Below are 12,305 nucleotides of genomic sequence, written 5' to 3'. Positions count from 1 at the left end.
GAAGACGATGGGGAGACACTGATGGAACGGACATCGCGTACGATCACAGAGGGGCAGCATGTGCCCGAACACCAGGGAGGGGACCGGCCTGCCGTCGACGCCACGGCGGAGATATCGCGTCCGGAGAGCTGGACTCGCATCATGGGGCTGCCCATCGGCTGGTTCGCACTGCTCTTCGCCATCGTGGCCGCCTGTGCCGCCCTCGGCGTGCTGCCCACATCGATGCTGGCAGGCTTCGCCGTGGTGATTCTGATCGGCGGGCTGCTGAACTGGATCGGCGGACGTGTCCCGGGGCTGCGCAACTACGGCCTCCCGACGGTGCTGTGCATCCTCACTCCAGCGGTCCTGCTGCACTTCGGTCTGTTCCCGACGTCGCTGGCGGAGACGATGGACGTCTTCACCGACGGCGGTCAGATCGGCTTCATCGACCTCTACATCGCCAGCCTGATCGCCGGCTCCATCCTGGGCATGCCCCGCGCCCTGCTGCTCAAGGCCGGGGCCCGGATCGCCGTGCCGCTGCTGGGCACCATCGTCTCCGTCTTCCTTGTGATCGGCCTGATCGGCACCGCCCTGGGCTTCGGGCTGCGCGAGTCGGTCTTCTTCATCGCGGCGCCGATCATCGGTGGTGGCGTGGGTGCAGGTATCGTGCCGATGTCCGGGATCTATGCGGACCAGATGGGTGGGGACGCCGGCTCCTACGTGGCCCAGCTGATCCCCGCGGTGATCATCGCCAACGTGCTGACCATCTTCTGCGCCGGCATCTTCAACGGCATCACCTATAAGGGCCAGCAGTTCTTCCTGGGCTTCAACGGCAACGGGCAGATCGTCCGGGTGGAGGGGAGCGCCGATCAGTTCAAGTCCAAGCCGAAGCCGACCTCCGGAGCGTTCTCCGTGCTGCTGGTCGGTCTGACCATGGCCTGCACGCTGTTCCTGCTGGGCACCCTCGTGGCCGAGTTCGTCCCGGGCATCCACGCCTACGCCTGGACGATCCTGCTGGCGGCGCTGATCAAGATCTTCGGTCTGGTGCCGGAGGCGTTCGAGGACGCCGTCTCGACGTGGTTCGCCTTCGTCTCGAGCACGCTGACGCCGGCCCTGCTGGTCGGCATCTCCATCACCTATTTCGAGTTCGACGAGCTCGGTGCCCTGCTCTCCGACTGGCGCTACCCGGTGCTGGTGGTGCTGGCCGTCATCGTCGCCATCCTGGTGTCCGGTGCGCTGGGCTGGCTGGTGAAGATGTACTTCGCCGAGACCTCTGTGGCCATCGGCATGGGCATGACGGACATGGGCGGCACGGGTGACGTCGCCGTGGTCTCCGCGGCGAACCGGCTTGAGCTGATGCCCTTCCTCCAGGTCAGCTCGCGCATCGGTGGGGCGCTGGTGCTGCTGAGCGTCTCCCTGCTGATCCCGATCCTGGGCTGAGCAGGGCGCGCCAGCAATCTATTGCGAGGTGTTCGCAATAACGTAGTATGACAGGGTGCCCCAGTCTCCACCCGCCCTGTCCTCCACCACGCGGGCCCCGTCGTCTCGCCTGACGGCGGAGCAGGCGGCCGACGACGCGGGGCCCGTGGGAGACGGGCTCCCCCCGTCAGGCCCCGCGTCTGCCCTGGGCGACACCGGCGTCGCCCGTCAGGTGGCCCTGACCCGACGGTGGGTGCTGCGCTTCCAGCGTGCCGTGGTGCTCCTCCTGGCGCTGGGGATCATCGGCGTCCTGCTCCTCTCGGTCTCCACCGGGCCGATCAGTCTGACCATGATCGACGCGGGGCGGCTCATCCTCGGGCATCTGATCCCGGGGATGCCGTGGATGTCCGACGGCAGCTACACCGGCTTGGAGGACCAGGCGGTCTGGCAGTTCCGTCTGCCACGAGTGCTCCTGGCCCTGATCGGCGGCGCCGGGCTGGCATTGGCCGGAGGATTGATGCAGGCGGTGGTGCGGAACCCGCTGGCCGAGCCCTACCTGCTCGGGGTCTCCTCCGGGGCCGGGCTGGGCGCCGTCGCGGTGATCTCCTTCGGCTCGGCGGCCCTGGGCGGGGTCACGATCTCCGTGGCCGCCTTCGTCGGCGCGCTGGCCGCCACCGGGGCCGTGTTCCTCTGTGCTCAGCAGGACGGCGTCGTCGTCCCGACCCGGCTGATCCTCGCAGGTGTCGCGCTGGGCTCGCTGCTGAGCGCGGTCACCAGCTTCCTCACCCTCACCGGGGACGCCCACCAGGTGTTCTCGGTGATGTTCTTCCTGCTCGGCAGCCTTTCGGCGGCCACGTTCGGCCAACTGATGCTTCCTGCGGTCGTGCTGGGACTGGTGCTCGTCTTCGCAGGAGTCAACGCCCGCGGGCTCAACGCCCTGATGGCCGGGGATGAGACCGCCACCGCACTGGGCGTGAACGTCAACGCCCTGCGCATCGGCTCCCTGGTGCTGGCCGCTCTGCTGACCGCCTCTGTGGTCGCGGTCTGCGGCGGCATCGGATTCGTGGGGCTGATCATCCCGCACACGGCACGGCTGCTGGTGGGGTCGGACCACCGGCTCATGCTCCCGGTCGCCGTGCTGGGAGGCGCGCTGTTCCTCGCCGCTGCGGACCTCGCGGCACGGACCGCCGCCGCTCCGACCGAAGTGCCCATCGGAATCTTCACCGCCGCCGTCGGCGCGCCGTTCTTCCTGTGGCTGCTGCGCCCCCGGCGCGCGCGGAGCTCCTGGGGCGGACGTCTCCGGAGCCTGCGCGGCCGGATGGAGGCGGGCGCATGAGCGAGGCGGAGGAGCCCGCAGCCGGGCTGCGCTTCTGCGGAGTGACCGTGGAGCGCGCCGGCCGGCGGCTGGTCGAGGAGGTCAGCTTCACCGCCCCGGCGGGTCAGGTCACCGCGCTGGTGGGTCCCAACGGATCCGGCAAGTCCACGCTGCTGAAGACGGCCTATCGGCTCGTGAAACCCGACGCCGGGACGGTGAGTCTGGCCGGGGAGGACCTGTGGCAGCTGCCGCGCCGTCAGGTGGCCCGCCGGATCGCCGTGATGTCCCAGGAGGCGCAGACGGTGGTGGACAGCGCCGGTATGGGCCAGTCAGTGCTGGACATCGTGCTGATGGCCCGCTCCATCCACCATCGCGGCTTCAGCCCCGACACCGACGCCGACCTCGCCGAGGTGGTCCGCAGCCTCGAGACGGCACGCGCCGGGCACCTGGCGGCCCGCTCCTTCTCCGAACTCTCCGGAGGGGAGAAGCAGCGGGTCCTGCTGGCTCGGGCGCTCGCGCAGGGCACCGGCACGCTGCTGCTGGACGAGCCCACGAATCACCTCGACATCGCCTTCCAGATGGAGCTGCTGCACATCGTGCGGGACCTCGGCCGCACCGCAGTGGTCGCAGTCCATGACCTCAACCTGGCGCTCGCCTACTGCGACCACGCCGCGGTCCTGTCCGATGGTCGGCTGCTGGACCATGGGCCCGTGGCAGAGGTGCTCACCGAGACGCAGGTGCGGGGGGCCTTCGGGGTCCGCGCCACCACCCTGACCCTCCCCGGAGGGCAGCAGACCCGCCTGGCCTTCGACCGCCTCGAGGTCTGAGGCACACCCGCCGGGAAGACCGGCACCACCCACCTGTACACCGACACCACGAGGACCCACCCATGCTGAAGACCACTCGTCCGACCATCGCGGCCCTTGCGGGCGCGGGCCTGCTGCTGACCGCCTGCGGGTCCGGGGTCGAGGACCCTGCCGATGCCGACGCCGCGGAGGGCCGGACGGACGGCGCGGAGAGCGCCGACGTCGACGTCTCCCTGGAGAACTGCGGCCAGCAGCTGCAGTTCGACGCCGCTCCCCAGCGCATCGTGGGGATGAGCCCGGCACAGACTGAGCTGCTGGTGCGGCTCGGCCTGGCGGACCGGATGGTCGGCCTCGCCCAGACCGCCTCGTCAGAGCTTCCGGAGGACATCGGAGCACAGCTGGACGGCGTCGAGGAGCTCAGTGAGGACATGCCGCCCGCACGAGAGATACTCATGCAGGTGGAGCCCGACTTCGTGTACGCCCCGACCAGCTACGAGTTCAGCGCCGATCAGGGCTTCGCCAGCATCGAGCAGCTCGACGAGGCGGGAGCGGCCCCCTATATCGCCACCGGCGGCTGCTTCGAGCGGCGCGCAGAGGGGACCGTCGAGGACCTGTTCGTCGATATCGAGAACGTGGGGGAGATCTTCGCCGCCGAGGAGTCCGCCGCTGAGCTGATCGCCGACGGCCGGGAGCGTCTCGACCAGGCAGCCCAGCTCAGTGAGGGCGCCGAGCCGCTGACGGTCGCCCAGGTGTACGTGGAGGGCGATTCGATCTCGGTGGTCGGAGGTGGGGTGGAGTACGACATCATCGCCCAGGCCGGTGGGGACAACGTCTTCTCCCCGGATGAGGAGCAGTTCTCCTCCTTCGTGTTCGCGCAGATCAGTGCCGAGGAGCTGGCCGCTCGGGATCCCGAGGCGATCACCTTCGGCGTCGAGGACGCCGCCCACGAGGAGGCCACTCGGGAGTACTTCGAGCAGAACCACGCGGAGATCCAGGCGGTGCAGGAGGATTGGCTGATCCCGGTGCCGAACCATCACCTGTTCCCCGGCTCGCTGCAGAATGTCGACGCCGTCGAGCTGGTGGCCGAGGGTCTGTACGGGGACTGAGCCACGCCGACCCGCCAGCAGCGGCGACGGCGGATGGGGCTCTCACAGCGCGATGACCCGGTCCGCCGTTGCCACGGTGCTGGCTCGGTGTGAGACGGTCAGCACGGTGCATTCCAGGGAGCGGATCAGGCCGGTGATGCCGGCCTCCGTCTCCGCGTCCAGGCTGGCGGTGACCTCGTCGAGGATCAGCAGCGCAGGGCGCCGGACCAGCGCCCGCGCCAGGCAGAGTCGGGCGCGCTGACCTCCGGAGAGGCGCAGTCCGGTCTCGCCGAGCTCGTCCTCCAGGCTGATCCACCCATCGGCGCCCACGGCGCCGAGGACGTCCTGGAGCTCCTCGTCAGGAAGCAGCCCGTCAGGTGCTCCCATGCGCAGATTCTGCGCCACCGTGCCGCGGAACAGGCGTGACTCCTGGTCCACCACCGCCACCCGAGCGCGGAGCTCCTCCTCCGGTATTGCCTGCGGGCTCCGGCCCGGCAGAGCGTCGGCCTGAACGACCAGCAACACCTCGCCCGCACTGGGCCGCCACAGGCCCGCCACCAGGTTCACCAGCGTGGTCTTCCCGACGCCGGAGGGTCCGGTGATGGCGACATGCTCACCGGGGTGCACGGTGATCTCGGGGTAGCGCAGCTCCCCACGGCCCGGGTGACGGTGCCGCAGCTCGCTGATCTGTAGGCCCCAGGCGGCAGTCGGGGGACGACTGGGCTCGGCCGGGCGCGCTCGCGGGGCCGTCGTCGATGCGCTCCCGTGATGCCGGGGCCGCGGAGGGGGCGCCGTCCTCGAGCTGTGCGGCCACCCGCGCGGCGGAGGCCTGCAGGGGGTGCAGGCGCCCGAGGGTGTCGGCGGCCCCGATCAGCGGAGCCAGGCTCATCATCGCCAGGGTCACCGCCGCAGCCATCAGCTCCGGCGCCACCGCACCGCGGAGGCCCAGCAGCAGGACCGTGAGCAGCGCCGCCACCGTGAGAAGGTCGCGGGCGCCCTCAGCGAGGCTCTGGAGAAGAGCCGCCCGGCGCTCGTGACGGCTGATGCGCCCGGTGCGCAGCTCCGTCTCGTCGACGATCCGGTCGGTGAGCGAGAAGCTCAGGACGTCCCGGGCGTTGCCGAAGACATCGGTCAGAAACGTGGAGAGGCGGCTCGTCTCCTCCTGCTGGTCCTGCCCGGCCTGAGTCAGGCGTCCTCGCAGGAACAGGCCGCTGGCCATCAGCAGAGCCCCCAGCATCACCACGGCCGCCCCCATCGCCGGGTCCAGCAGGCACAGCGCGACAGCGCCCACTGCGAACGTCAACAGCGCCGAGGCGATCTGCGCGATCGTATGGGCGTAGAAGAACTCGAGCTTCTCCAGGTCGGTCAGAGCAGTGGCGGCGGCCTCCCCAGAATGGGCCTGCCTCCCCTCGACCACCTGGGCCGCGTAGGAGTCGAACAGACGCATCCGCAGCAGATCGAGCACCCGGTACGCCAGGGCGTGGGAGATATCCATCTCGTGCCAGGTCAGCAGCACTCGCACAGCCACAGCGAGGCCCAGAGCCCACCAGAATGCCGCTGGCGGCAAGGTGTTCAGCACCACGGAGTGCCCCACGCCCCAGGCTCCCATCACCGTGATCGCCATCAGGGAGGACCAGCCGGCCCAGGAGGCGAACCCCGTCCAGAGCATGGGGCCGGCCATGGGACGCAGCAGCCGCAGCAGCACGAGCATCGGGCGGGCGTCCGCGCCGTCTGCTTGGACGTGTCCTCCGAGGGGGGTCACGCGTCATCCTCCAGGTGGGCGGGCGGCGGGTCCGCTGTGACGGACGAGGCGGCGTCGAGCGGCCGGAGCAGGCCGCTCTCGAGATGCCATCGCTGGTCGGCGACGGCGGCGACGTCGTCGCGGTGGCTGATGACGAGCACGATGCGGCCCTCGGCCCGCTCACGGAGCCGCGACAGCACATGCCTGGCGCTGTCCGTGTCCAGGGCGCTGGTCGGTTCGTCCATCAGCAGGACCGGCCGGTCGGCCAGATAGGCGCGCGCGATGGCCACGCGTTGGGCCTGCCCGCGGGAGAGCGAGGCTCCGCCCTCGGCGATCAGAGTGTCCAGGCCTTCGGGGAGCTCGGCCAGCAGCCCGTCGAGGCCGGCATCGGCGCAGGCGTCCAGGATCATGGGGGTGTCGACGTCGTCGGACGCCGCGAGGCAGAGGTTCTCGCGCAGGGTTCCGGAGAGCAGCGACGGCGCCTGAGAGGCCACGGTGATCTCCTGGGGATGAGGGCGGCGGTCGGCCAGGGTGACCTGCCCGGACTCAGGCTCCAGCAGCCCCAGGACGATGTCGAAGAGGGTGGACTTCCCTGCTCCCGAGGGCCCGGAGATCACCGAGATCCGGTCAGGGAGGAACTCGGCCTCGACGCCGCGCAGAACAGGTGAGACGGTGCGCGGATACTGATGGTGCACACCCTCGAGACGCAGCGAACCGGACGCTCGCCGCCGGCGCCTGTCGTCAGGGCCGGGCTTCTCCGGTGGCGTCGGGGAGGGCGGGTCGGCGTCGAAGGCTCCATGCTCGCGCAGGGTGCCCACCGCGGAGAGGCCGAGGAACCCGGCGTGCCACTGCTGCGAGACGTCCCGGATGGGGCGGAACGTCTCGGAGGCCAGCACGAGCACCGCGAAGATCCGGAAGGGGTCCTCGGCGACGGCAGCAAAGGGAGCGGCCAGCAGTCCGTCGTCGCTGACCCCGGCTGCGGTGAGGATCGCCAGTGCGGACGCCACCGCAGTGCCGGCCTGGATCATCAGATCCAGGATCCCGGTCTCCCACAGAGACGTCCGCATGGTCCGCACGGTCTCTCGGTGGAGCCGCGCCGAGCGCCGCCGCAGCGACCGGCGCCGCGCCGGGACCGCGCCGAGCAGCTGCAGGGTCCGCATCCCCTGCAGGCTCTCCTGGACGTCGGCGCTGAGATCGTCATAGGACTCCCAGCGCTCTCGGGAACGCGTGGTCATCCACCGGTTGAAGGCTCGCGGTGCGACCACGGCGAGGAGCACGAAGATCGCCAGGACTCCGGCCGCCGCAGGGGAGAACGCCGCCATGGCCAGCACCAGCAGAGGGCAGACCACGGCCACCTGCGCCACATGCGGCAGGTAGCGGGTGAGGTAGGCGTCGACGCCGTCGACCGCGTCCACCGCGGTCAGCCGGGCGGATCCGGCGCGACTGGCGACATCATGCAGACGTCCTGGCACCAGCAGGCGACGCAGCACCCGTGCCCGCATCTGACGCCGGATCTCCGTGCCCAGGTCCGAGGCGAGACGCTGCTGATGCTGCCGCAGCAGCAGCCGCGTGACGGCGGCCATCGCCAGCACGCTGAGCCACAGGGCGCCGAGCCCCGGGCGCGCCTGCACCACTGCGGTCAGGGCGCCGGCGACGGACAGCGCCTGGACGAGATGGGTGAGGGAGACGCCGACCAGCGTGCCCGTCACTCGTCGGAACCGGTGGCGGTGATCCCGGGAGAGGTGGACGAGCTCAGGGACGATCATCATGAGGATTACCTGCCGCGGCGGGGAGGACTGAGGTGGGAAGGGCCGGCACGGGAAGAGTCGGTCCGGTGAGGCGCCGGTCGCGTCGGCCCGGGCGGTCGATGCTCACCGTATATCAAATGGGAATCGTTTTCATGAGGGCACCGTGGTTCGTCCTGGCTGCACGGCCGCCTCCGCCGGAGGACGGGGCGATTCCTCATTCCACCTGTCGCGAACGTGACGACGCCGTAGGTGCCGTTGTCAGGCACTGCCAGTACTCTGGTGCGCTAGGTGTGTCCCCTGTGTCTGACGGAGCTGCATGAACTTGAAGAAGATCTTCACCGGTCCGCTGTTCTGGATCCTGTTGGCGGTGGCGGCGCTGCTCATCGTGGTGCCCATGCTGTTCTCCTCGGGCCAGACCGGCTCGCGGGTGGACACCAACATCGGCATGGAGCTGATCCAGGACGGGCAGGTCTCCGAGGCGCGGATCGACGACGGCGACCACCGGGTGGACCTGCACCTCACCGAGCCTTATGAGCAGGACGGCGAGGACCTCGGCGACGTCGTGAACTTCCATTACTCGCAGGCTCGCGCGGAGACGGTGGTCGAGGCGATCGCCGACGCGGATCTGGACGGATACACCGATGAGCCGGAGCAGTCGAACTGGCTGCTCTCGCTGCTCAGCTTCATGATCCCCTTCCTGCTGATCGCGCTGCTGTTCATCTGGCTGATCACCCGCATGTCCGGCGGTAACTCGCGAGTCATGCAGTTCGGCAAGTCCAAGGCGAAGATGTTCGACAAGGACATGCCGCAGGTGACGTTCCACGACGTCGCCGGCGCGGAGGAGGCTGTGGAGGAGCTCCACGAGATCAAGGAGTTCCTCTCCGAGCCGGAGAAGTTCCAGCGGCTGGGTGCGAAGATCCCCAAGGGTGTGCTGCTCTACGGACCGCCGGGCACAGGCAAGACGCTGCTGGCCAAGGCGGTCGCCGGTGAGGCCGGCGGCGCCTTCTACTCCATCTCAGGCTCCGACTTCGTGGAGATGTTCGTGGGCGTCGGCGCCTCCCGTGTGCGTGACCTGTTCAAGCAGGCCAAGGAGAACTCCCCGGCCATCATCTTCGTGGACGAGATCGACGCCGTCGGCCGCCAGCGCGGTGCCGGCGTCGGCGGCGGCAACGACGAGCGCGAGCAGACCCTGAACCAGCTTCTGGTGGAGATGGACGGCTTCGAGGCCAACGCGAACATCATCGTCATCGCCGCCACCAACCGCCCCGACGTGCTGGACCCCGCCCTGCTGCGTCCCGGCCGCTTCGACCGGCAGATCCCGGTGGAGGCCCCGGACTTCGCCGGCCGCCGCGCCATCCTGGAGGTCCACTCGAAGGGCAAGCCCCTGGTGGAGGACCTGGACCTGGGCTCCATCGCGCGCAAGACCCCCGGCTACACCGGTGCTGACCTGGCCAACGTGCTCAACGAGGCTGCGCTGCTGACCGCCCGCTCCAACGCCGATCTCATCGATGATCGTGCCGTGGACGAGGCGATCGACCGTGTCATGGCCGGCCCACAGAAGCGCACCCGGCTGATGAAGGACCACGAGAGGCGGGTCACCGCCTACCACGAGGGCGGCCACGCGCTGGTCGCCGCGGCGCTGAACTACTCCGCCCCGGTCACCAAGATCACCATCCTGCCGCGCGGCCGCGCCCTGGGGTACACCATGGTCGTCCCGGAGGATGACAAGTACTCGACCACACGCAACGAGCTGCTGGATCAGATCGCCTACGCCATGGGTGGCCGGGTCGCCGAGGAGATCGTCTTCCACGATCCCTCCACCGGCGCGGCCAACGACATCCAGAAGGCCACCGACATCGCCCGGAAGATGGTCACCGACTACGGCATGAGCGCCAAGGTCGGCTCCGTGAAGCTCGGCTCCGGGGACACCAGCCCCTTCCTGGGCAAGGAGATGACCACCGGCAAGGAGTATTCGGAGGAGCTCGCCGCGGTCGTCGACGCCGAGGTGCGCGTCATCATCGATGAGGCCCATGACGAGGCCTACTGGGCCCTCCATGAGAACCGCCATGTGCTGGACCGTCTGGCCGAGGAGCTGCTGCGCGTGGAGACGCTGAACGCCAAGGAGGTCGCAGACATCTTCCACGACGTCACCAAGCGGCCGCGCCGCGAGGTCTGGGAGTCCTCCCCGGAGCGTCCGATCATCGTCACCTCCCGCACCGCCCCGGACTCCCCGGACTCGGCTGAGGGCGAGTTCATCGGCACCGAGCCCGGTGAAGCCGCCGGAGACTCCCGGGGGGAGAGTCGATGAGCAGCCCTACGAGCCCTGAGCACCCGCAGGACGGCCGGGTGGACCTGCCGCGCATCGAAGCCGCAGTCCGTGAGATCCTGGTGGCCGTGGGGGAGGACCCCGAGCGCGACGGGCTCAAGGACACCCCTGCCCGCGTGGCGCGTGCCTACCAGGAGGCGTTCCGAGGGCTCCATGAGGACCCCTCCGAGCTGCTGGAGACCACCTTCGACATCGGGCACGAGGAGCTCGTGCTGGTGCGTGACATCCCTTTCTACTCGATGTGCGAGCACCACCTGGTGCCGTTCTTCGGGCACGCGCACATCGGCTATATCCCGTCGGCGGATGGGAAGGTCACCGGGCTCAGCAAGCTGGCCCGCCTGGTGGACATCTTCGCCAAGCGCCCTCAGGTCCAGGAGAACCTCACCACGGAGGTGGTGGAGGCGCTCATGGCGAATCTGGAGCCGCAGGGCGCAATCGTCGTCATCGAATGCGAACATCTCTGCATGTCCATGCGGGGCGTCTCCAAGCCCGGTGCAAGAACCATCACCTCGGCAGTGCGCGGACAGCTCCGTGACGCCGCAACCCGTTCGGAGGCCATGAGTCTCATCCTGCATCGCTGAGCCGCGCCTGACGCCGTCGGCCAGAGCCGGCATGACGGCGGTGCGGAGTGCCCTCGCCCGGGCCGCCCGGCGGTACGACCCTGAAGGAGGACCCTGATGGACACCATGGGCGCAGCGCCGGGCACAGGCCCCAACACCGGACCGATGAGCGTGGTCCGACGCATCCCTCGCAAGAAGACTGTGGGCGATCTGCCCACCGACCGCACCCTGGTCATGGGCGTCCTCAACGTCACCCCGGACTCCTTCTCCGACGGAGGTCGATTCCTGGCGCGTGCGGGCACCGCAGTGGACCACGAGTCGGCGGTCCATGCCGGGCTGTCCCTGCACTATGCGGGAGCTGACATCATCGACGTCGGTGGGGAGTCCACCCGACCCGGAGCTCAGCCGGTGGATGAGCAGGAGGAGCAGCGCCGCATCCTGCCTGTGCTGGAGGCGCTGTTCACCGGCGGGGCAGTGGTCTCCGTGGACACCCGTCACCCGGGCACCGCGGCGGCCGCGATCGAACGGGCCCCGGGGCCGGAGCACCTGCTCATCAACGACGTCTCCGGGCTGATGACTGCCGAACACATGCCGCAGGTCGTGGCCGAAGGCGGTGTCAGGGTGATCGTCACCCACAACCGCGGGGACGCGCAGACCATGCAGTCCCGCACCGACTACGTTGACGTCGTCGCCGAGGTCATCGGTGAGCTGGAGCAGATCCGCGACCGCTACCGGCAGGCCGGGGTGCCGGCGGAGCGGATCATCCTCGATCCCGGCATCGGCTTCGCCAAGACCGCCGAGCAGAACTGGGAGCTGCTGCGTCACCTGGACCGGGTCGTCTCCCTGGGGCATCCGGTGCTGCTGGGGGTCTCCCGCAAGGGATTCCTCGGGGAGCTGCTCGCCGGCTCGGAGGGGCCACGTGAGCCGGAGGGCCGCGACGCCGCCACGCTGGCGCTCAGCACCCTGGCGGCACAGGCCGGAGCGTGGGCCGTGCGGGTGCACGACGTCGGCCCGACCCTGGACGCCATGAAAGCGGTTGCAGAGATTCAGTCCCGCTGAGGCGGCGTCCGGCATCAGGCGACGATGCGCCGCGGCCCCGTCGAGGGCAGGCCGTTCCATGTGATTGACGCTGTGAGCGCTGGGATCACCTGACGCTGTCGATCGCTGCCATGGAGTGCTCCGTCGATCCTCCGAGCACCTGCCTGTCAGGAGTGAACCCCGCCCACGTGCGGGCTGTGCAGGCGCTTCCATCGTCGGAGGCCCGCCGCCTGCTGAGCTCCGTCGCCAGCCCGTGACCTTACTGGTAAGTCATCTTCAAACCCCTTG

General features: G+C 69.5%; 10 protein-coding genes. 7 read left to right on the top strand and 3 right to left on the bottom strand.

The genetic code is table 11. The annotated features are described in order from the left end of the window. Positions 1-21: 21 nt before the first annotated feature. The 4 genes from ODE13_RS11670 (at position 22) to ODE13_RS11655 (ending at position 4,625) form a co-directional block, all read left to right on the top strand. Positions 22-1,419 (top strand): 2-hydroxycarboxylate transporter family protein, encoded by a 1,398-nt coding sequence (locus ODE13_RS11670; protein ID WP_322479432.1) that lies wholly within the window; start codon positions 22-24, stop codon positions 1,417-1,419. 55 nt (positions 1,420-1,474) lie between these two features. Further along, on the top strand, positions 1,475-2,734 hold the full coding sequence (locus ODE13_RS11665) for an iron ABC transporter permease (RefSeq protein ID WP_322479431.1): 1,260 nt from the start codon (positions 1,475-1,477) through the stop codon (positions 2,732-2,734). Then, a complete protein-coding gene (locus ODE13_RS11660; RefSeq protein ID WP_322479430.1) occupies positions 2,731-3,540 on the top strand; it encodes an ABC transporter ATP-binding protein in 810 nt (269 codons plus the stop codon). Before ODE13_RS11665 ends, ODE13_RS11660 begins: the two co-directional genes overlap by 4 nt. A 62-nt stretch (positions 3,541-3,602) precedes the next feature. Next, on the top strand, positions 3,603-4,625 hold the full coding sequence (locus ODE13_RS11655) for an ABC transporter substrate-binding protein (RefSeq protein WP_322479429.1): 1,023 nt from the start codon (positions 3,603-3,605) through the stop codon (positions 4,623-4,625). A 42-nt stretch (positions 4,626-4,667) separates the two neighbouring features. Here ODE13_RS11655 and ODE13_RS11650 read toward each other — a convergent pair whose 3' ends face one another. Genes ODE13_RS11650 through ODE13_RS11640 form a run of 3 tightly spaced genes read right to left on the bottom strand, consistent with a single transcriptional unit; the run spans position 4,668 to position 8,114 of the window. After that, on the bottom strand, positions 4,668-5,231 hold the full coding sequence (locus ODE13_RS11650; RefSeq protein WP_322479428.1) for an ABC transporter ATP-binding protein: 564 nt from the start codon (positions 5,229-5,231) through the stop codon (positions 4,668-4,670). After that, positions 5,218-6,366 (bottom strand): ABC transporter transmembrane domain-containing protein, encoded by a 1,149-nt coding sequence (locus ODE13_RS11645; protein WP_322479427.1) that lies wholly within the window; start codon positions 6,364-6,366, stop codon positions 5,218-5,220. The genes ODE13_RS11650 and ODE13_RS11645 overlap by 14 nt, the downstream gene beginning before the upstream one ends. Next, a complete protein-coding gene (locus ODE13_RS11640; protein WP_322479426.1) occupies positions 6,363-8,114 on the bottom strand; it encodes an ATP-binding cassette domain-containing protein in 1,752 nt (583 codons plus the stop codon). Before ODE13_RS11640 ends, ODE13_RS11645 begins: the two co-directional genes overlap by 4 nt. 295 nt (positions 8,115-8,409) lie before the next feature. Here ODE13_RS11640 and ftsH point away from each other — a divergent pair, with 295 nt between their 5' ends. The 3 genes from ftsH (at position 8,410) to folP (ending at position 12,038) form a co-directional block, all read left to right on the top strand. Further along, positions 8,410-10,401: an ATP-dependent zinc metalloprotease FtsH gene (gene ftsH, locus ODE13_RS11635; protein ID WP_322479425.1), complete on the top strand. Its 1,992-nt coding sequence runs from the start codon at positions 8,410-8,412 to the stop codon at positions 10,399-10,401. Next, on the top strand, positions 10,398-11,000 hold the full coding sequence (folE, locus tag ODE13_RS11630) for a GTP cyclohydrolase I FolE (protein ID WP_322479424.1): 603 nt from the start codon (positions 10,398-10,400) through the stop codon (positions 10,998-11,000). Before ftsH ends, folE begins: the two co-directional genes overlap by 4 nt. 96 nt (positions 11,001-11,096) lie before the next feature. Then, positions 11,097-12,038 (top strand): dihydropteroate synthase, encoded by a 942-nt coding sequence (folP, locus tag ODE13_RS11625; protein ID WP_322479423.1) that lies wholly within the window; start codon positions 11,097-11,099, stop codon positions 12,036-12,038. The last annotated feature ends 267 nt before the right edge of the window (positions 12,039-12,305 follow it).

The organism is Nesterenkonia sp. HG001, assembly GCF_034438835.1.
Lineage (GTDB): Bacteria > Actinomycetota > Actinomycetes > Actinomycetales > Micrococcaceae > Nesterenkonia > Nesterenkonia xinjiangensis.
The sequence above is the reverse complement of the archived record's forward strand: the minus strand, read 5'-3'. Positions and strand labels throughout refer to the sequence as shown.